Genomic DNA, 18,662 nt, shown 5'->3' with positions numbered 1-18,662 from the left:
CGTCAGTGATCATGAATCACGCCACCGATCCGGGATCCGGCGTCAACCCGCGATGATGCTGGCCAGGAAGGCGTCAACCTCGTTGCCCATCAGAACACCTCCACCTCCGCTGTTTCGCGCTCGGCCAGGGCGGTTCCAGAAGCCCTGGACAGCACAGGCCATGACGCGTCGGTCACCGAGCAGTGATCTGCCGTGCCCGTCGGCGCCGTCCGTCCTCTTCCAGGCGGGTGCGACACCGCGTCGCCGCGCCGGAACGGATCGTGCGGACGATCGGCCGCACGATCCGCAAACACGCCGCACTTCCAGGGCGTGGCGGTCCAGGACGTCAGCCTGCGGCGAGGACCCGCGAGCGCTTGCGGTGGTCGCCTTCGTGGAGTTCGGGCGTAGCGTTCGACCGGTAGCTGCTGCGACGATGGCCCGCAGGAGCGGCGGGCTGGTTCGGACGGCACACTGCCATTCCGGCGATGATCGGGCCCCAGAAGGCCGGTACCCCCGGACCCAACATGCCGCCCCAGCCCATGCCGTTGCTCCAGTACGTCATCATGCTCGACTCTTGCGGTTGGCCGGGTTCAGGCGTCGGCAGCGGCCAAATCCCGCTAACGACATCAACTTCGAGTCAAGGAACCTCGGAGTCAGACCCGAGCGGTGAGACCATCACCATCTTCACTGGAAACCTCACAGTGCACCGTCATCGCCCCACCCGACCTTCCGTGTCGTCGCTGGTCAGCGCCACACGGCAGCCATGGCCCCTACAAGGCCGTACTGCCCGCGCAGCGATGCGAGCCAGCGGCAGGCAGGCAGGCAGGCCGGCAAGCAGGTGCTTGCCGGCCTGCCTGCCGCTGGCAGCCCTCGCTATCCCCGCAGCGCGGAGGTGAAGATGGCGGGCAGTGCGGTCCAGCGAGGCCGGGCGGCGAACGCGGTCAGTCTGCGGCCGGTCGTTGCGGCGGTGCGGTTGGTGACGAACCACGGCGGTTTCGGGGTGAGGCTGAACTGGCCGGTCATGATCGATCGGGGCGCGGGCCGGAACGGTCCGTAGACGACGGTCCGTTCCGGGCGGTGCAGCAGCAGTGAGTTGTGGACCACGCCACGGCCGCTTTGGATGTCGTCGAGGGGGTGTCCCGGGAAGGCTCCCCAGGTGGCGCGGGCGGTCAGGTAGCCCACGCCGGTCCAGGCGTTGACGCCGATGGTGCCGTAGCGCAGCCGGGCGATGCTCTCGCGCAGGTGCGCGCCCAGGTGCCGCCGGGTGCGGGGGTCGACGATCAGGTTGGCGCCCAGGGTGCCGTGCAGGCGCTCATTGGCGACGTCGACTGCGGCGTTGACGAACTCCAGGCCGGTGCCGGGTAGCTCGGCCACGCCGAGGACCGGCCCGAAGTACTCGGTGCCGAACGCGGACTCGGCGTCGTCGCCGAGGTCGAGGTTCCACAGCACAGTGCGCTCGGCAGTGCCACCGACGCCGTCGAAGCCCGGGTGCGCCTGCCGCGCGCCGGCCACCCGCAGCTCGCAGCCCGGGTACCAGGCGGGACGGGCAGGTGCGGCCGCGAACGCGGCGCGCAACGCGGTGTAGAACTCCTGCTTCTGCGCCCAGTCCTTGCTGACGATGACGACCTGGGCGGCGATGCAGTTGAAGCCGCTGTTGTGCAGGCGCTGGGTGGCGATGTGCTCGGCCTGGAAGCGGATGTCCGCCGCAGACCAGCGGCCCGGCACCACGATCGTCGGCGACACTCCGCCGAGTTCGCTGGTGATCGGCTTGGTCAGGCGTGGGGTGCCCGCGGCCTTCGCCGCGGCACCGGTCGCGCCGGTCCCCCACACGATGGCGTCGTGGGTGGCCTCGCTGCCGGTGATGTGGACGGCGTCGACGCTCGGGTGGGTCACCAGGTGGTCGCCGATCTTGGCGTCGCCGGTGACGATGCGCAGGTAGCCGCGGTCGATGAACGGCGCGAACACCGTCTGCAACACCGGCAGCAGCGGATCGGTGATCGGGTTGAGCTTGAGCAGGACCACCTGGTTGTGGGCGTAGAGCTGGTAGAGCACGTCCAGCGGCGCGATCGAGGTGATGTTGCCGGCACCCATGACCACGGCGACACCGGCGGTCTGCTCTGGCGTACGCAGGCCCAGGCCGGCCTGTTGCCGGGTCTCCTGCTCGGTGACGCCGGGCTCCATCCACACCTCGGCGCGGAAGCCGCTGAGCAGCAACCGGTCGAACATGTTGTGCGGCAGCACGTCGATGGCGATCCGGTCACCGGGCGCGGTCCCGACCGGGTATCCAGCCAGCAGATCCCGGCCTTCCGCCATGCGGGCCAGGGAGTCGGCCAGGGCCTCGGCGTAGCCGAGCACCGCCCACGGCCCGCTGATCCATTCCTCGCCGCGCAGCGGCGAACCGGGCGGCAGCTGCTTGATCTCCCCGGCGACGCGAACCCAGTCCTCGGCCTGGGCGGCGACGTTGGCGTGCATCTGCAGCAGCAGGGTCCGGCGCGCGGCGAGCGACTCACGCGCCCAGCCGCGCTCCCCGTCGCGCAGCGCCGCAATCAGCTGATCCAGCTGCGCGGCGGTGGCGGTGCTGATACTCATCGGGCGACGTCCTTTTCCAAATCGATTGCGCGAGGGCATGGGATGGCAGGACCGCCGCCTGCCATGACCAAACTCATGGCAGGCGGCGGTGTTCAGAGGGCCGACTCAGCGGGCGGGGTACGGCGCGGTGAGGCCCTCGGGCGTTTTGACCTCACGCTTGAGGATCTTGCCGGTGGCGGTCTTGGGCAGCTCGTCGACGATCCACACATGCCGCGGGTACTTGTACGCCGCGGCCTGCGACTTGACGTACGCGCGCAGCTCGTCGGGCGTGGCCGAGGCGCCGTCCTTCAACGCGACCGCGGCGCAGACCTCCTCCCCCAGCTCCGCATGCTTGATGCCGATGACCGCGACCTCGCGCACGGCGGGGTGCTCGTAGAGCAGCTCCTCGATCTCGCGCGGGTAGACGTTGTACCCACCCCGGATGATCATGTCCTTCTTGCGGTCGACGATGAAGAAGTAGCCGTCCTCGTCCATGCGGGCCAGGTCACCGGTGCGGAACCAGCCGTCGGCGTCGATCGCCTCGGCGGTCGCGTCGGGCCGGTTCCAGTAGCCCTTCATGATGTTGTGGCCGCGGACGACGATCTCGCCGACGCCGTTCTCGACGTCGCGCAGCTCCATCTCCACACCGGCGATGGGGGTGCCGATAGAGCCGGCCTTGCGCTCGCGGTCGGGGTGGTTGAACGACGCCACCGGCGAAGTCTCGGACAGGCCGAACCCTTCCAGGACGATGCAGCCGAACTCGGCCTCGAAAGCGCGCAGGACCTCCACGGGCAGCGCCGCACCGCCCGATGCGCACATGCGCAGGCTGCCCACATCGAACTTCGCCCGCTCCGGGTGGGCCAGCAGCGCGGAGTACATCGTCGGCACGCCCTGGAAGACCGTCACGCCGTGGTGGTGAACGGTGTCCAGGACTGCGTTGGCGTCGAAGCGCGGCACCAGCGCCAGACACGCCCCGGCGGCCAGCGTGGCGTTGAGACCGCAGGTCTGGCCGAACACGTGGAACAGCGGCAGCGCACCGAGCACGACGTCGTCGGCCGTCAGCGAGAACAAGTCGACCGAGACCTGCGCGTTGCGGATCAGGTTGGCGTGCGTCAGTTCGGCGCCCTTGGGCGTGCCGGTGGTACCGGACGTGTAGAGGATCACGGCGGTGTCGGCCGCGTCACGGTCGGCCACCTCATGCTGCGCGGTGGCGGCGGCCAGCAGGGTCTCGAACTCGCCCGGCGTCACCAGCAGACATTCGGTGCCGACGGTGGCCGAGCCGGCGATGGCTTCGTCGGCGAAGCCGTGCCAGGCGAACACCAGTTTCGCCTGCGAGTCGCCGAGGTAGTACGCCACTTCGCGGGATTTGAGCAGCACGTTCATCGGCACCGCGATCGCGCCGGCGCGCAGGATGCCGTAGTAGGCGGCGGCGAACTGCGGCACGTTGGGCAGCATGATGCCGACCCGGTCGCCGGGCTGCACGCCGCGCTCGTGCAGCAGCCCGGCGACGCGGGCGCTGGCCTCGTCGAGCTGTGCGTAGGTCACCACGGCGTCGCCGATCCGGATGGCGGAGGCGGAGCCGTCGCGTGCGGCCGCCGCCGCCAGATTCTGGGCAAGGTTGGTCATGACCAGGTCTCTCCCTGTCGTGTGTCGTCGTCCGGGGTGCCAAGGGCCGTGATGGTCATGAACGTGCGCCTTCCTGGGACTCGACGACCTGAGCGCCGGTCCGCGACGCTGCTCGGGCAGCGGCCCGGGCGGCGCGGCGGGCAGCCAGTTCCTCGGCCTCGCGGCGCTCGAGGCGGGGGACGTAGGTGAAGACGTAGACGGTCGCCAGCGCGGCGAACCCGAGGACGATGAGCAGCGGCACCGGGCTGATGTCGGGGCCGACGGTGACGCTGGCGAGGATGCCGAGCAGCCCGAAGAGCCCGGCGCAGCCGAGGGCCACGAACGCGCCGCCGCGCATCCGGAACGGTCGCGCCTGGTCGGGGTCCTGGCGGCGCAGTCGCCACACGACGTAGCCAGCCGCCGCGTAGATCATCATCTCCAGTGCCGCGCAGACCGAGACCATGACGAAGAACGAGCCGGTGAGCGCGACAACGCCGGCCAGGATCAGCGAGCTGCCTCCCAGCAGGTAGACCGGCAGCACCGGCACGGCCCGGTCATTGAGCCGGGTGAGCGCCCGGGGCAGCTTGCCTTCGCGCGCTACGGCGTAGATGAACCGGGACAGGGTGACGAAGCCACCGTTGAACGTGTTCACCGCGGTGAGTGCGGTGATGGCAAGCATCGCCAGCATGCCCGCGTGTCCCAGTGCGGCTTCGGCGACCAGGAGCTGCGGGTAGGCCGTGCCGAGCTGTTCGCCGTTGAGGGTCAGGCCCATCGCGACGGCGAAGATCGCCTGGCTGGCGGCGAGGACCAGCACGGCGACGAGCATGGCCCGCTGGATCGTCTTGGGCTTGGTGACCTCTTCGGCGTTGGTGGTGACCCACTCGAAGCCGGTGTAGAGGAAGATGCCCAGGATCAGTGCCTGCAGCGGGGAGCTGCTGGAGTCGGCACCCGGGTGCGCCAGGGGCTCGTGGTTTACGATCGCGGCGACGCCGATCGCCACGGTGCCCAGCACGACGATGGTGGTGACGACCTTCTCCGCGGCTCCGGCGAGCTTGATGCCGCGCAGGTTCAGCCAGGTGGCGAGGACCAGGAGCACGGTGACGTAGACCATCGCCACGAGGTGGCCGTTGTTGAAGGCGTGGGCCAGCGCCTCGCCGATGATGTAGGCGTCGGCACCGATGACCAGGACGATCGCGGTCATGTAGGTCAGGGTGATGATCAGCGCGACCCGGTCGTTCATGGCGCGGCCCATCCAGAGCCGGATCCCTGCCGCGGTCGGGTACAGGCCGTTGAGCTCGGAGAACAAGGCACGTACGCCGAGGATGAACACGCCACCGGCCAGGACCGCGATCCAGGAGAGCGGGCCGCTGACATAGGTGAGCATGGCGGCCATGCCCAGGAAGTTGATGGCCGCGAAGGCCAGGCCGGTGGAGATCGCCGAGGCGCCGCTGAGGGAGAGGGAACGGCTGAGCTGCGGGGGCTCGGTCGCTGTGAGTTCGGCCATGGGTCTGCTCCTACTGTCCGAGGAAGATGAACATGGCCATCGCGTCCAGACGCATCACGTCGTCGGCCCGGCCCTGGGTCTTGATGGCGCCCTGCATGTAGTTCGACACGGGGTTGGCGTCGCCCCAGAAGATCTCGGCCAGGTCGATGCTGCCGCCGCGGACGACGAGGTCCGGGACGCCTTCGAGGCCTTGGACCATGGGCTGGGCAACGCCCTTGATCACGTGGAAGGTGAATGCGGCATCGGGAAGGTCGGTTGCCTGGATGTGGATCCGGCAGGTCCAGCTAGCCAGCGTCTTCTTCGATCGAGGGCTGGCGTTGGCCTTGTCGACGTATTCGACGAGGGCCTCGTGTAGTTCCTCGGTGGAGACGGCGTCGCGGTTCACGTCGGCGCTCATCGGGCCACCCCCGCCGTGGCCGAGGCGCCGATCTCGTTGAGCACGGCCTCGGCGGTCTCGATGCCCGAGCTGACCGCGCCGTCCATGTAGCCGTTCCATCTGGTGGCGCACTCGGTGCCGGCCCAGTGGATCGGACCGATCGGTTCGCGCAGCGCCGGGCCGAGGGTGGACCAGGTGCCCGGGGACATCATTCCGACATAGCATCCGCGCGCCCACTCGTCGTCGAGCCAGACCTTCTCGTACGTCGCGACCGGGTGGCGTGCCTGCTCGCCGAAGTAGGTGACCAAGTCCTCGATCACGGCAGCCTGCCGCTCGTCGGCGGTCATCCGCACCGCGCGGCGGGCCGCGCCGGCGTCGACGAAGCACACCAGGACCCCTTCGGGCCGGTCCGGGTGGGTCTGGTCCAGGGTCGCGCAGACCAGCCGGTTGTCGCCGACCATGTGGCCGGACAGGCCGTCGGCGCGCCAGAACGGGGTCTGGTAGACCACGCTCATCTTGATCGTGGAGCCCATGAACGAGCGCTGGGTCAGCTGGTCGCGGAAGCCGGGCAGCGCCGGGGCGTAGCGGATCCGTCCCGCCAGCGTGGGTGGGATCGCAACGATGACGCGCCGGGCGCGCAGCGCGCCGTGTTCGTGGTGCACGGTGACACCGTCGGCGTCGTGGTCGATGCGGTGCACCGGGCTGTTCAGCCGCACCCGGTCGCCGAGCAGTCCGGCCAGCCGCTGGGACACCTGCATCGACCCGTAGGTCAGGCGGGTTTCCTGTGCGCTGTTGATGGTGCCGATCATCTTCTCCAGGCCGCCGCCGGAGGAGATGTAGAACAGGGCGTGCAGCAGGGAGATCTCTGCTGGCTCGGCCGGGAACAATGCGCGGGTCATGGCACGCAGCCACACCTTGGCGCCGTCGCTGTAGGGCTGGCCGCCGATCCAGGTCTCCACCGTCATCGCATCCAGCTCTGCCGCGCGGGGGTGTTCCCATGGTGCGGCCGTGTCGACCTCCATGGCCGCGACCGTCAGTTCGACCATCGCGTCCATCAGGTCCGCTGCGATGATCGGATCACCGGTGGGGATGGCGCCGTGGTAGCGCAGCAGCCGCCCATCGGCCAGCTGCAGGTTGTCGCCGTCGGCGTACTGGGTGAACGTCTCCAGCCCGAACTCCGCGATCAGCGCGTACATGCGGTCCTGGGTGGGTCCGACCCACTGGCCGCCGTACTCCACGAGCAGTCCGTCGCCCTCGGTCTGCGAGAAGGTGCGGCCGCCGACACGGTCGCGCGCCTCCAGGACCGTCACGACGACCCCGGCCTCGTGCAGCTTGCGCGCCGCGGACAGCCCGGCCAGGCCCGCGCCGACGACCACGACGTCGGTGTCAAAGTCTGCGAACAAGGAATGACCTCCGAAGTTGAACGCTTGACCAAGTCAGGCGTTCAAGGAATGTAGGGTGATCTGTGCAACACCGTCAAGAGGTCGCGAGAATGCGTGCACGACACCGAACGGAGGGCCGACTGTGGGTCGGATGAGCGCCGAGGCTCGACGGGAACAGCTGGTGCAGGCTGCCATCGAAGTCATGTCCCGCGAAGGGCTCGAGCGTGCGACCACCCGCCGGATCGCACAACAGGCCGGCACGGCCCAGGGCGCGATGCACTACGCGTTCCGCGACAAGAACGAACTGCTCACCGCGGTGATCGGTGCCGTAACCGTTCAGGTCGAACAGGTGCTCCGCGACGCCGTCGACCCCACTCGCGGCCTCGCCGCCGCCATCGACGACGGCCTACGCGCCTTCTGGCGCTACATCGTCGGCGACGACGGGCTGCAACTGATGCAGTACGAGCTGACGATCTACTGCCGCCGCACCCCCGGCTACGAATGGCTCGCCGCATGGCAGTACACCCGCTACGCCGCGGCCGTGCAGGACGTCTTCCAGGCCGCCATCGATCACGAACTCGGGCCGCAGGAGGTCGACCTCCCCGCACTCTGCCGGTTCGTGGTGGCCGCGGTCGACGGCCTGATCATCCAGTACGAGGTCCATCACGACATCGACCACTCCGAGCGGGACCTCAGCAACGTGATCCGCTGCGCGGTCATGCTCGCGGGAATCACTCCGTCACGCTGAGGCACCGGCGGCGGGCGTGTCGCCGACCAGCTTCTCGTAGGGGGCCGGCCCGCGGCGCCGCCGCGACAAACCAGTACACGTTCCCCAACAGGTATGCGCCCTGCCTGGCGGCAAGCGGATACCACGCGCCGGGGCAGGTGGGCCGGTTGAGCCGCATTTCGGCCAGGATCGCCACGACAGCGGCAAGGTTGGCGGCCGTGAATGTGACCGCCTGCGTCAGTTCGTTGCCGGCCGTGGCGAAGTACGCCGCCAGCAACGCCAGTGATGTGCCGACGCAGGCCACCCGAACCCGACGATCCGCCGTGCCACGGTCGAGATCCTGTTACGGGTGGTGGCCCGTACGGTGGTCGGCTGCACGATCGCAGTCCTCTCCACGCCGGCCTGCCCGGCGTAGGCTCAGGGCGCATACCCGGAGGTCAGGCGCGTGAACCTGACGTTTGCCGACGGTTGGCCGGCGGTGTCCAGCAGCCATGTCCCACATACCCGGCCAGTCCCCCGACGTTCACGCCCGCGAGCACGGCTCCGACGACACCCGCCCACGATCTGCCCAGCGATGTCAGCCTCGGCTTGGGGCCGTTCGACCGGTTCGCCACCCACGCGTCGGCGTTCTTCTCCAAGGCGTGGTTCTTCGCCGCATGCGTGCTGCTGGTGTTGATCTGGGCGCCGTCGTACTTTCTGATCGGTGAGGTCGGCACCTGGTGTCGCGTAGGCGGTGGCCGACGCCCACCGGTACCCGAACGAGTCGACAAGCTGGCCGTAGCGAATCGCCCAGAACTGGTCGGCCAGTGGCATCGTCACCGTGGCGACAGCATCGACCGCCTGCTGCCACACGGAGTCGACGTCGGGCAGGTTCAGCGGGTGACGGCCTCGGCGGCGAGCCCCGACATGGCACCTGCCGCCGGTGGACCGCGGCGGCGATGCCGCCCTGGTCCACCGGCGAACCCCAGGTCATGATGGCGGTACGGGCGGCGCTGCCCGGTACCGCAGGAGGCGGCGATGTTGCATGTGACGGTTCTGCCTGTTGATGGGTGGCGGCAGTGGCCGGCCGAGCCCCGGCGCCGTCTGACCGAGAGCAGCGGCCCAGTCCGGTCGCCCGATGTCGCTGTGTGGCCGGAGCGTGGTATCACTGACCCGCTGGAGGAGGTTGCGATGCCTGCGACGTACACCTTGGTTACCGTGGACGGCTCGACCGTGGTCTCGATAGCGGGCGAGCTGGATGCGTCCAACGCCGAAGACATGTTCGCCTGGGTGCGTGAGGCCCTCGATGCTGCGGGTTGCGAATGCGTGTGTGTTGATTTGGACCGTGTTCGGTTCATCGACTCGACCACCGTCCGTTACCTGATCCATGCCCATGCCTACGCGCAGTCCAGCGGGGTTGCGCTGAGAGTGGCCAATGCGCGAGACCTGGTCCATCGCGTCCTTTGGACCACCGGTGTGGCGGGCGTACTGGGAATGGCTTAGCGGGCCCAGGCCCGGGTTGCGGCAGGCGTCGTTGTCGCTCACGCGTGTCGTCGCCGGCGGCGTGGTCGAAGCGGCCGAGATCCAAGATCTGCGAACGCGTATCCCTGGTCATCGGCCATCTACCGGACAGCTTCATGCTCTGAACCTCGGCTGGTTCGCGGTCCACATCCCAGGAAGGGTGTGGGCGCGACGGCCCCCCCGGGTCGCGGATTCCACGGCACGGCGCAAGCCGAGCGCCTGCTGCACGTTCGTCCGCGCCCGGTCCGGTGCCTACAACCTGGTGGGCGGCGTCTGGCCGGGACGCCGGGTCGAGCGCACGCAGGCGGGTCCCACCGGGGCGAACCGTCTGCGGCAGGCTTCACGCTGAGACGGTTGGCCGGTGTGGTCGGTGCTCGTTGCCGGTTCGAGGATGTAGTCGGCGCCCAGTGCGTGGATTGCCTGCCGGACGTGTGCCGGAGTCCTGTCGGTGGCCAGGTGAATGCCGCGGGCGGCGGCCAGGGCGCGCAGCTGGATCAGTGCGCTGATCCCGGCCACGTCGATCGCGTCGAGGCCGGCCAGGCCCAAGGTGATCCGGTGAGTCGGGAACCGGTCGAGGGCGATGTCGACCACTCGGGCCATCCGGTGCGCGGTGGTCGCGTCGAGGCGGCCGTGGACGGCGAGGTACAGGCCTACCGGCGAGGTGTACAGCTGTAGCTGAAGCTTCTCTGCCATCTGTGTCCTGACGTTTCGGCGAATCGGGGCGAGCCCGCCGTTCTCCTCGACTAGCGTCAATGAACTGAATGGTGTCACACGTGGGTTACGAAGCCGTTGACTGCTGTTGGGGCCATCAGCTGCGGGCGACAGACATCCGTGCACACGACCTTGAACGTTGACAACGTCGGCGGTCTTGCCTTTTCTCATCATTCCGACCAACGCACCGAGTTCATCTGGATCATGAGGTCTCGGTTGGTTGCGCGAGCTGCTGCGAGGTCGCGGTCCCGCTCGTCCAGTTGTGCAACGAGTATGGCATTGCGTTGTTGCAGTTCGGTATTGGCGTGTTGCAGCGCCTCGATGTCCAAGGGTGCGCCGAGGCCGGACTCCCGCCACGCATGTTCGCCCATCAGCTCGGACAGGCGTCCCTCCAGGAGTTGGACTCGATCGTGAAGGCGTTTGGCTCGTGCTCGGGTATTAGCGAGTTCGGCCTGGAGCGAGATGTTGCTGAGGCTCGGGCCGGTGTGGGCCGTGATGGTGCCGGTCTGTGCCAGCTGGAGCCGGTGCAGGAGGTCTGCATGGCGATAGAGGTATGAGCGGTCGACGCCGACCGCTGGGGCGATGGCGGAGACGCTGAGGTCACCGCCGTGGCGTCGGGCGTGCTCGATGGTGGCTTGGACCGTCTCGCGGCGGCGCAGAGCGGCATGCTCGCGTCCGCTACCTGCGGCGTTCATGTTGCCCTCACCGGTCGGAGTTCGTTGTGCTGCGGCCGGATGGGTGTGACCCCACGGTGCGCCACGATCAGTGTCACGACGTGGTTTCCATGCTCTCCCGTGTCTGGGCCGACCGCATCGCCGAGGCCGTCCGCAGCTGCGAACCACCACAGCGGCAGCAGGATGAAGATGATCGCCCCCGACGGCGGGTCGACTGTCCACTACAGCCCACATACCGTCCGTCACATCTACCCGTTCCCGACGGCTCCGGTTCGCGTTGGTGCGTGCTCAGTCGCCCGCAACCGGATGCGCGGTGCCGAGAATGTGCGCGAACCGGGGGATCCCCGCCGACGGGCTGAACCCGAATCGCTGACAGGCGTCGATGGCGAACCCGTTCGCGGCGATCACGGCCGCGGTGTCCCGGTTGGGCCGGCAGCCGCCCGCCAGCCGTGACCACACCGGTGTCACCGCGTCTTGCAGGAAGGCCAGCGCCGGCTTGTCGGAGCGGACATGTTCGTAGAAGCGCAACTGACCCGCCGAGCGCAGCACGCGGCGGATCTCGCCCAGCGCATGAGCGGGGTCGGCGACAGTACAGAGCACCAACGAAATCACGGCCGCATCGAAAGACGCATCCGCTGCCGGAAGCTCATCGGCATGACCTGCCACGACGTCGACCGGAACCGGCGCACGGCGGGACGCCCCATCGGCATACTCACGTAGCGTGTCATCGGGCTCCACCGCCAGGACCCGCGTGACACCGGACGGGTAGTGAGCGAAGTTCAGCCCGTTGCCGGCCCCGATCTCGATCACCGTACCGGTGAGCCCGGCCAGCAGCCGGGCACGGTGCGCAGCGCCACCGTGTGCTTCGGCCCGGGTGCTGATGCGCGCATAGAAGCGGGCGAACCGAGGATGCTGCAGGTGCGCGGTCATGACCCCGGCACCACCCCAGGGCTCATTGTTCGATGGTCGCGCCCAGCGCGGTGGGATTCAGAAGTCCTCGTCATCGTCGAAGATCTCGTCCGAATTCAGGTTGGCAGTGTCGTCGAGCTGCTCCTCGAACGCTTCACCGCCCTGCTCGTCCGTTGCAGCGTTCTCCGCCGGATAGGGTTGCGTCATTTCATCCGCACTTTCGCCGCTTCACGTGGTTTGAGTTGTCAGCGTCACCTGTCGCCCGGTCCCGGCGCAACATGACACTCCGGGCCGCAGCCAGCTCAGAGCGGTGCGCTGCGCGGAACATGCTCGACGACCTGCACCCGCGAGCCAACCAGCGACCGCACCGCGGGCGGCCACCGGCCTGCGGCCAGCTTCACAGTGCCTCCGCCGTCCTGGAAACCTTGGATACGGTCCCGTTGACCTGCCGGCCGCGCCCCCGCGGGCCCCACCGAGCTTTACATGGTGAACGCGGGCCATCCGCCCGCGACACCGTCGCTACGCCAGCTCGCGCAAGTCGTCCGAGTCCCCATGGCTGTGCAAGAACCTACCTCACAGTCCCGACGACGATCTCCGTACAGGAGGACGGTGTGGTGTTCTGGGCGTTTATGACGCGCTGTACCGATCGCTCAGCGGTCCACGAACGGTTGTCGTGATAGTTGCCGCTGGGAGCCCTGACCCGGGATATGGCAGCAGCGGTTAGCCGAGCAGTTCGCGGGTGGCGGCGTTTTCGAGCCAGGCGGTGTATTGCTCGAGCGGCCATTGTCGGTGGCGGCGCAGTAGCTGGTGCATGTGGGGCGAGGCGAGGGCGTAGAGGGTGTCGGCCGCGGTGGTGGGGTTGAGGCCATGGCGGAGTGCGCCGCGCTGGTGCAGCACGGTGGTGAGGGCGAGATACACGCGATGCGTGGCGGCGGCTCCGGCGTCGGCCGCGGCGCGCATGTCGGGGTCGGCGCCGGCCGCTTCGACGCTCACCATGATCAGGTCTCCGGCGCGTTCGAGAAGGTCCGCGGTGTAGGCGATCAGCTGCGCGATAGCGGCCCGCGGGTCCGCCTGCTGCCGGGCGGTGGTCATCTCGGGGCGATCGAAGACCCGGACGGGTTCCTCGTCGCCGACCGTGGCCACGCCGAGCGTGTGCGTGAACAGCGCCGCCTTGTTCGGGAACGCGTCGTAGAGGGTCCGTTCGCCGACACCTGCCGCTGCGGCGACCTGCCGCATCGTGGTGGCGACGTAGCCGCGCTCGACGAACAGCCGTGCGGCTGCGTCGCGGATGCGTTTACGCGTGGCAGCCGCGGAGGCGGCTCGTGCCTCGGATCGGTATGCCCTCTTGACGTCTGCGGCCATGAGGGCCATCCTACACATATTAGCCGCAGTCGAACTGCGCCCAATTAAGGGGTAGTGATGATCAGCCCAGTTCTGTCCGGCATCCACCATGTGAAGATCCCGGTCACCGACCTCAGCCGCTCGATCGACTGGTACTCGCGGGTCTTCGGATTTGCCGTGACCCTGGAGTTCCCCGAGGCCGACGGCGCCGTCCGCGGTGTCGCCGGTACCGTGCCCGGTCTCGGCGACACCCTGCTCACGCTGCGCGTCAATCCGGAGGCCGCGCGGGGGTGCCGGGGGTTCGATCCGGTCAGCTTCGCCGTCGACGGCCGCGCCGATATCGCGGCGTGGGCGGCCCACCTCGACGGTCTCGGTATCGGTCACTCGCCGGTCATCGAGGCCTCCGCCGGCTGGCTACTGGTCTTCGACGATCCCGATGGGATCAGCCTGCACCTGTACACCTGGGCCGAACACGGCGTCGACCACTCCGCCCTGCCCGGCTACGCGCGTCCCGTAACCGCCGCCTGACCCGCACACCCAGCGACCTACGACGAGGACGGGAAGATGCGCCGCTTCAAACCATTCATCGCCGCGAGTTGTGTCGTGCTGGCGGTGGCATCCGGCTGCACCAGCTCCACAGCGAAAGGTGACGCGAGCGCGCCGAAGGAGTTCACCTCGGCCACGATCGACTCGTTCGTAGCCGACCTGGCCGAAGCGGGCGTCGCGGTCTATCCGACGGGATCCACGACACCCGTGGTCAAGGTCGACTCGCCTGGACCGCTGGCGCTGAGCCAGGAGCAGGCCGGCAGCGCCGCGCTCGGCGCCTGGGCGCACGCCGGCCTGTCCGGGTCCGATGTCGACAAACTCGCCGCGATGCCGCCGCTGGCACTCGGCGCGCAGCCCATCCCGGCCGCGCTGCTCATCGCCGGCTGGTCGCAGGTCGCGCCCAGCCCCGCCGCCAAAATGGCCAAGAAGATCCTCGGCGAACAGGACTGGTCGCACTACCAGCAAGCCGTGTTCCCGGCCGCCGTGCTCGCACTGTTCGCAGCCGATGTCGCCGCGATGGGCCGCTCGGCTGGAACCGGCGGTGCTGGCGGTGGGGCAGCTGCCGCCGACTCGGTATGCGAGCAGTTCAAGGGCTTCATCTCCAGCACGATCGAGAAGGTCTTCGCCGCGATCGGCCGTTTCGAGGTGAAGGGGTTCACGGGCGACGTCCTCAAGGACATCTTCATCTTCATCCGCGACACTGGCGCGGTCCTGGGAAACCTGGCCCTGGACACGGTGAAGTTCCTGGTCGTCAACGGCGTCGAAGTCGCGTTGGGCCCGGTCCTCAACGGGATCGCGGCCGTCGCCGGCATCGCCGCCGTGGTGTCCAGCATCGTGCTGATCCTGCAGCCGTGGACCGCCGACGTCAGACCCGATCCGCTCATTTCCCGCCGCGACGAGTCGGCGCACGCCGGCACGGTGACGCTGACGATGCGAGGCATCACCGGCAACACCGACTGGCCCGCCGAACTGACCGGCTGTGCCGGTGCCGCCGGCGTGACGCTGCCCTCGCTCAGACCCAAGGACGCGAACCTGAGCTGGACGATCACCAACCAGCATCCAGCACCGATGATCGTCGAGAAGTCCGACACTGCCGTGCTCAAAGACGACGGCACCGCCACCATGCGGTTCGAGACCCTGCCGGAGACCCCCGATGTCGCCAAGGGCGAGGAGCAGATAGACGGCGTCGCCCTGCTGGACATCGTCGTGCACCGCAAGGACCTCGACCAGGTCCACAAACTGATCACCGGGGAAATCTTCAAGTTCCTGCCAGCCCTGGTGGACAAGACCTTCGGCGGCACGATTCGCGACATCGTCGACCCGCAGATCCAGAAGCTGCTTCAGCCACTGACCACGCTGCGCGACATGACCGTCAAGACAGTGATCCCGGTCAACTACCACACCAAGGAAGACGACAAGACCGCCAAGCCGGGAGGGCCAAGCGCCAGCCCCATCGGGAAGCTGACCGTCCCCGACGGATGCCCCACCACGGCGGTGTCCGGTTTCGGCTTCCAAAGCATCGGTTCCCAGGTAGTCGACGGCGTCCTGACCTGCTTCTACTCTCGCGGTAGAGCCCAACTCGGTGTTGGCATCACCCACCAGAAAGCGTCAGCGCCACCATGCCCGGGCGAGTCTATTGACGTTCCTGGCGCAGACGCGGCTTGTTTCGACAATGGTGCGTTCGGCGATCCTGGTGTCAGGGTGTTCGTGAGTGACGGCGGCCTACTGGTCGCCGGCGGTGGTGCTGGCCGCGACGAGCTGATCGCCATCGCCGAACAGATCCTGGTGTCCTGAGGCCACGTCTCATCAGTGGTTCGGGTGTGGTCTGTGATGCGGCATGTCGATCGTGGAACAGGCAGTTGTGACGCAGTGGGCACCTGATGGGTTGTGGGAGATCGCGGCCCCGCTGATCCCGCCCGCGCCGCGTCGTCGTCAGGGCGGTGGCCGGCGTCGGGGTGACGACCGGGCGATCCTGGCGGCGATCTTGTACATGACCGAGGCGGGGTGTTCCTGGCCGGCGCTGCCGGTGGTGATGTTCGGGGTCAGTCGCACGACCACGCACCGCAGGTTCACCGAGTGGACCGCGGCCGGGTTGTGGACCAGGCTGCACTACTTCGCCACAAGCCCGCCAAGCGGGCCGCCTGCGGCCGGTCTTCCTGCTTGGCGGCACAGGTGCCGGCCTGGCGCAGGTGGGCCAAGCGCCGCAGGCCGGCGTCGCAGGCGGCGTCTTCGACCTGCTGCTCGGCCAGTCGCCGCTGGATGACGTCGGTGACCGTACGTCTGGTGGAATACTCCATCAGGCGGTACGTTGTCGCGATGCAGGAACCAACCTTTATGGTGCTGACCGCGCTGGCGGCCGGACCCGCCCACGGTTACGGCATCATCGGCGAGGTGAGCGAGCTGTCCGGTGGTCGGGTGACGCTCCGCGCGAGCACCCTCTACGCGGCACTCGACCGGCTCGCCGAGCAACAGATGATCGAGGTCGAGCGCGAAGAGGCGGTGGACGGTCGGCTGCGCCGCTACTACCGGCTGACCGAGTCGGGCGCCTCCGCCCTGGCCGCCGCGGCGGCCCAGCAGCAGCAGAGTGCGGCGATCGCGCTGGACCGCCTGCGCAGACCGGGTAATACGGCCAGCCCGCGCTGGGCTTTCACGGGAGGAAACGTCGTTGCCGGACGAGCTTGAGCGCCGCTACCGACGCCTGCTGCTGGCCTACCCGGCCCGCTACCGGCGCTACCGCGGCCTGGAAATGCTGACGACACTGATGGACCTCGCGCCGCAGGGACGCAGGCGGCCGACCTTCATGGAGACCGTGAGCCTGCTCGCCGGAGGCCTGCGCTGCCGGGTCGCGCTTGGTGGCGCGTCGATGACGGTCGCAGTGCTGACCGCTGTGCTCTTGGCCATGGTGGGCGGGCTCGCCGGGGCCAGGATCGGCTGGGAGCAGGCGCCCGACCTGCCCGATGACGCGGCTGCCGCGGCGATCGCCCACAGCGCCGATCCGGCGCTGCCTGCCTCGGTCACCCAGCGCCGCGACTTCCTGTTCGGCTACGACTACCCGCCGGTGCAGGGCATCGAAGAGGTGCTGGTGGCGGTGCTCGGCGGTGACGAATACACCCCCGGTTACGTCAAGTTCACCCGCGCACACGCCACTGACGACCTCGCGACGTTGCTGGCGGCCCGCGACCGGCTTGCGGCACAGGGGTGGCGCGTGAGCGCGGTGGACCGCCAGCCGTGGGGAGGCGAGTTCGAGGCGTTCCGAGGAGACCTGTACCTCAGCATGGACACCCAAGGCGGCAACGTGGGAGAACTCGAGACCTCTATGTGGATCGAGCGCGTGACACCGCCTGCGGTGCCGTGGCTGACCGTGGCCGGGCTGCTGCTCGGCGCCTACGTGGGATGGCGGCTGGCCGGCTGGGCGGGACGGCGTCACCTGACCCGGCCGGCATGGCGGCGGATCACCGCGATGCTGGCATTCGCGCTGGGAGTCGGACTGATGGCACCGCCCGCCGCGTTCAACGTCCTCGGGCTGACGGGGGCGCTGTGGTCGGCCGTGCCGCAGGCACCGTGGATCGGCTTCTACTTCATCCTGCTGCGAGGGCTCGCGCTCGCCGGGTCTCTCCTGCTGGTGTCAGCGCTGCTGATCACGGCGCTGCCCGCTCCGCGCACCCACCCGCTCGTACACACCTACGGCGTGTTTCATAAGTGAGCGGCTTGTGCGGAGTTCCTGGTGGGTCTGCTGCATCGGCTCCGTGGGGGGTCGGGTGCCTGTGTAGGTGGTGGACTGTTTGTCGGTGGTGTGTGGCATGGTGTCGACCCCTGGTATCCGTCGACCAGGACCTGTGCCGCATGCCGGGCCGTGGCCCCAACATGCCCCTGCACCAGCGCACGTTCACCTGCCACAGGCGCGGGCATCAGGCCGACCGGGATCACAACGCCGCGGTCAACCTCGGGATCTGGGCCGAGCAGCACCACGCCCAGGTCCGGGACCTCCGCGCAGGGGCCCGGTCACCAACGCCCGCCGAGGGAAGGCTCTGGCCCGCGCGCTCGCACGGGCGAAACCGGCCCCGACGACGCAGGAACCACACCAACCCCGCCCAGGGTGAGGCGCGGACGTCCGAGAAGGACGCTGTCTCACAACTCCAACGAGTTATGAAACGGGCCGTAGACGGGTGATTCCTGGGGCTGGCTGCGGAATTAGACAGATATAGACAAGAGCCTCCATGGTCGACGTTGCAAACACAACGATGACCATGGAGGCCACGTGTCCGCCGATCTGGAGACCCATGCCGTCGCACCCTAGGTCAAGATTGACGACGGTTGAAGACCCGTCCCGAGCATCAGCCGTACTGCCAGCCGGGAGTCGATCCTGTGGGCCCTGACGAACGCGAAGATCGGGGAGCGGGCGATGGTCGAGGCGGCAGCGATCGATCTTGACGGTCGCCGGTAGACGGGCGGCTTCTTCACCACGGCGCGATTACAGTCTGCCGATGCGAGGGCGCCTGCTGGACGGTCTGGACGGGGGTCAAGCTGTCGATCGTGGCCAGCGACATCGTCGGCGTCTCCGGCCGAGCCATGATAGAAGCTTTGGTCGGCGGTGAGCGCGGCGGCCGCGTGCTGGCCGACCTGGTCGCAGGGGCGATGCGCAAGAAGATCGCGGCGCGGCACGACGCCCTCGTGGGCCGGTTCGACGACCACCACGCCGCCCGCAACGAATGGCTAGTGGCTCGTCCCATGAGGTTGGCCGTGTAATCCGCTGATTCTGGCGGCGGGTGAGGCAGGCTTTGCTGCGACTGTTTCTCGGGTTGCAGGGGTGGCTATGGCTCGTCCGCCGGAAGTGTTCGTA

The 18,662-nt window shown here is 68.5% G+C and carries 20 protein-coding genes; 8 read left to right on the top strand and 12 right to left on the bottom strand.

The window, feature by feature from the left end:
* Positions 1–325: 325 nt before the first annotated feature.
* The 6 genes from KUA19_RS40335 to KUA19_RS40310 all read right to left on the bottom strand — a co-directional run bounded on the left by KUA19_RS40335 (position 326) and on the right by KUA19_RS40310 (position 7,435).
* Positions 326–544 carry a hypothetical protein gene (locus KUA19_RS40335; RefSeq protein ID WP_217405006.1) on the bottom strand — a complete coding sequence of 73 codons (219 nt, stop codon included), beginning with the start codon at positions 542–544 and terminating at the stop codon, positions 326–328.
* Between the two features lie 308 nt (positions 545–852).
* Positions 853–2,568, bottom strand: coding sequence for an aldehyde dehydrogenase family protein (locus KUA19_RS40330; RefSeq protein ID WP_217405004.1), 1,716 nt, complete (start codon positions 2,566–2,568; stop codon positions 853–855).
* 105 nt (positions 2,569–2,673) lie between these two features.
* Positions 2,674–4,173, bottom strand: coding sequence for a long-chain-fatty-acid--CoA ligase (locus KUA19_RS40325; protein ID WP_217405002.1), 1,500 nt, complete (start codon positions 4,171–4,173; stop codon positions 2,674–2,676).
* A gap of 55 nt (positions 4,174–4,228) precedes the next feature.
* A complete protein-coding gene (locus KUA19_RS40320; RefSeq protein WP_217405001.1) occupies positions 4,229–5,656 on the bottom strand; it encodes an APC family permease in 1,428 nt (475 codons plus the stop codon).
* Between the two features lie 10 nt (positions 5,657–5,666).
* Positions 5,667–6,053, bottom strand: a complete 387-nt coding sequence (locus KUA19_RS40315; protein ID WP_217404999.1) for an SCP2 sterol-binding domain-containing protein — start codon at positions 6,051–6,053, stop codon at positions 5,667–5,669.
* A complete protein-coding gene (locus KUA19_RS40310) occupies positions 6,050–7,435 on the bottom strand; it encodes a flavin monoamine oxidase family protein (RefSeq protein WP_217404997.1) in 1,386 nt (461 codons plus the stop codon). The genes KUA19_RS40315 and KUA19_RS40310 overlap by 4 nt, the downstream gene beginning before the upstream one ends.
* A 130-nt stretch (positions 7,436–7,565) precedes the next feature.
* Between KUA19_RS40310 and KUA19_RS40305 the strand changes: the two genes are divergently transcribed.
* Entirely contained in the window at positions 7,566–8,162 is a 597-nt protein-coding gene (locus KUA19_RS40305) for a TetR/AcrR family transcriptional regulator (protein ID WP_217404995.1), read from the top strand.
* A 416-nt stretch (positions 8,163–8,578) separates the two neighbouring features.
* Here KUA19_RS40305 and KUA19_RS40300 read toward each other — a convergent pair whose 3' ends face one another.
* Positions 8,579–8,857: a hypothetical protein gene (locus tag KUA19_RS40300; protein ID WP_217404993.1), complete on the bottom strand. Its 279-nt coding sequence runs from the start codon at positions 8,855–8,857 to the stop codon at positions 8,579–8,581.
* Positions 8,858–9,311: 454 nt separating this feature from the next.
* Between KUA19_RS40300 and KUA19_RS40295 the strand changes: the two genes are divergently transcribed.
* The gene (locus tag KUA19_RS40295) at positions 9,312–9,623 is read left to right on the top strand and encodes an STAS domain-containing protein (RefSeq protein ID WP_217404991.1); all 312 of its coding nucleotides are present in this window, start codon (positions 9,312–9,314) and stop codon (positions 9,621–9,623) included.
* 270 nt (positions 9,624–9,893) lie between these two features.
* Here KUA19_RS40295 and KUA19_RS40290 read toward each other — a convergent pair whose 3' ends face one another.
* The 5 genes from KUA19_RS40290 to KUA19_RS40275 form a co-directional block, all read right to left on the bottom strand.
* Positions 9,894–10,334, bottom strand: a complete 441-nt coding sequence (locus tag KUA19_RS40290; protein ID WP_217404989.1) for an STAS domain-containing protein — start codon at positions 10,332–10,334, stop codon at positions 9,894–9,896.
* A gap of 188 nt (positions 10,335–10,522) precedes the next feature.
* The gene (locus KUA19_RS40285; protein WP_217404987.1) at positions 10,523–11,047 is read right to left on the bottom strand and encodes a hypothetical protein; all 525 of its coding nucleotides are present in this window, start codon (positions 11,045–11,047) and stop codon (positions 10,523–10,525) included.
* Positions 11,048–11,314: 267 nt separating this feature from the next.
* A complete protein-coding gene (locus KUA19_RS40280; RefSeq protein ID WP_217404985.1) occupies positions 11,315–11,956 on the bottom strand; it encodes a class I SAM-dependent methyltransferase in 642 nt (213 codons plus the stop codon).
* A 57-nt stretch (positions 11,957–12,013) separates the two neighbouring features.
* On the bottom strand, positions 12,014–12,142 hold the full coding sequence (locus KUA19_RS44350; RefSeq protein ID WP_302563828.1) for a hypothetical protein: 129 nt from the start codon (positions 12,140–12,142) through the stop codon (positions 12,014–12,016).
* Between the two features lie 513 nt (positions 12,143–12,655).
* A complete protein-coding gene (locus KUA19_RS40275) occupies positions 12,656–13,297 on the bottom strand; it encodes a TetR/AcrR family transcriptional regulator (protein ID WP_217404983.1) in 642 nt (213 codons plus the stop codon).
* A 57-nt stretch (positions 13,298–13,354) separates the two neighbouring features.
* On the opposite strand from KUA19_RS40275, the gene KUA19_RS40270 reads away from it, so the two are divergent.
* The 6 genes from KUA19_RS40270 (at position 13,355) to KUA19_RS40245 (ending at position 18,568) form a co-directional block, all read left to right on the top strand.
* Positions 13,355–13,804, top strand: a complete 450-nt coding sequence (locus tag KUA19_RS40270) for a VOC family protein (RefSeq protein ID WP_217404981.1) — start codon at positions 13,355–13,357, stop codon at positions 13,802–13,804.
* Positions 13,805–13,840: 36 nt separating this feature from the next.
* Positions 13,841–15,616, top strand: a complete 1,776-nt coding sequence (locus tag KUA19_RS40265; RefSeq protein ID WP_217404979.1) for a hypothetical protein — start codon at positions 13,841–13,843, stop codon at positions 15,614–15,616.
* A gap of 43 nt (positions 15,617–15,659) precedes the next feature.
* The gene (locus KUA19_RS45170) at positions 15,660–16,085 is read left to right on the top strand and encodes a transposase (protein WP_217404977.1); all 426 of its coding nucleotides are present in this window, start codon (positions 15,660–15,662) and stop codon (positions 16,083–16,085) included.
* Between the two features lie 53 nt (positions 16,086–16,138).
* Complete coding sequence (locus tag KUA19_RS40255) at positions 16,139–16,504, top strand: PadR family transcriptional regulator (RefSeq protein ID WP_217405092.1); 366 nt, start codon at positions 16,139–16,141, stop codon at positions 16,502–16,504.
* Entirely contained in the window at positions 16,488–17,525 is a 1,038-nt protein-coding gene (locus KUA19_RS40250) for a hypothetical protein (RefSeq protein ID WP_217404975.1), read from the top strand. Before KUA19_RS40255 ends, KUA19_RS40250 begins: the two co-directional genes overlap by 17 nt.
* Positions 17,526–18,355: 830 nt before the next feature.
* Positions 18,356–18,568: a hypothetical protein gene (locus KUA19_RS40245; RefSeq protein WP_217404973.1), complete on the top strand. Its 213-nt coding sequence runs from the start codon at positions 18,356–18,358 to the stop codon at positions 18,566–18,568.
* Positions 18,569–18,662 lie beyond the last annotated feature (94 nt).

Source organism: Catellatospora tritici (assembly GCF_019083965.1).
GTDB lineage: Bacteria > Actinomycetota > Actinomycetes > Mycobacteriales > Micromonosporaceae > Catellatospora > Catellatospora tritici.
The sequence above is the reverse complement of the archived record's forward strand: the minus strand, read 5'-3'. Positions and strand labels throughout refer to the sequence as shown.

Excerpts from the sequence above, each read along its gene's own strand:
- KUA19_RS40335 (WP_217405006.1), bottom strand. The coding sequence starts at position 544 with ATGATGACGTACTGGAGCAACGGCATGGGCTGGGGCGGCATGTTGGGT.
- KUA19_RS40330 (WP_217405004.1), bottom strand. The coding sequence starts at position 2,568 with ATGAGTATCAGCACCGCCACCGCCGCGCAGCTGGATCAGCTGATTGCG.
- KUA19_RS40325 (WP_217405002.1), bottom strand. The coding sequence starts at position 4,173 with ATGACCAACCTTGCCCAGAATCTGGCGGCGGCGGCCGCACGCGACGGC.
- KUA19_RS40320 (WP_217405001.1), bottom strand. The coding sequence starts at position 5,656 with ATGGCCGAACTCACAGCGACCGAGCCCCCGCAGCTCAGCCGTTCCCTC.
- KUA19_RS40315 (WP_217404999.1), bottom strand. The coding sequence starts at position 6,053 with ATGAGCGCCGACGTGAACCGCGACGCCGTCTCCACCGAGGAACTACAC.
- KUA19_RS40305 (WP_217404995.1), top strand. The coding sequence starts at position 7,566 with ATGAGCGCCGAGGCTCGACGGGAACAGCTGGTGCAGGCTGCCATCGAA.
- KUA19_RS40295 (WP_217404991.1), top strand. The coding sequence starts at position 9,312 with ATGCCTGCGACGTACACCTTGGTTACCGTGGACGGCTCGACCGTGGTC.
- KUA19_RS40290 (WP_217404989.1), bottom strand. The coding sequence starts at position 10,334 with ATGGCAGAGAAGCTTCAGCTACAGCTGTACACCTCGCCGGTAGGCCTG.
- KUA19_RS40285 (WP_217404987.1), bottom strand. The coding sequence starts at position 11,047 with ATGAACGCCGCAGGTAGCGGACGCGAGCATGCCGCTCTGCGCCGCCGC.
- KUA19_RS40280 (WP_217404985.1), bottom strand. The coding sequence starts at position 11,956 with ATGACCGCGCACCTGCAGCATCCTCGGTTCGCCCGCTTCTATGCGCGC.
- KUA19_RS44350 (WP_302563828.1), bottom strand. The coding sequence starts at position 12,142 with ATGACGCAACCCTATCCGGCGGAGAACGCTGCAACGGACGAGCAGGGC.
- KUA19_RS40275 (WP_217404983.1), bottom strand. The coding sequence starts at position 13,297 with ATGGCCGCAGACGTCAAGAGGGCATACCGATCCGAGGCACGAGCCGCC.
- KUA19_RS40270 (WP_217404981.1), top strand. The coding sequence starts at position 13,355 with ATGATCAGCCCAGTTCTGTCCGGCATCCACCATGTGAAGATCCCGGTC.
- KUA19_RS40265 (WP_217404979.1), top strand. The coding sequence starts at position 13,841 with ATGCGCCGCTTCAAACCATTCATCGCCGCGAGTTGTGTCGTGCTGGCG.
- KUA19_RS45170 (WP_217404977.1), top strand. The coding sequence starts at position 15,660 with ATGTCGATCGTGGAACAGGCAGTTGTGACGCAGTGGGCACCTGATGGG.
- KUA19_RS40255 (WP_217405092.1), top strand. The coding sequence starts at position 16,139 with ATGCAGGAACCAACCTTTATGGTGCTGACCGCGCTGGCGGCCGGACCC.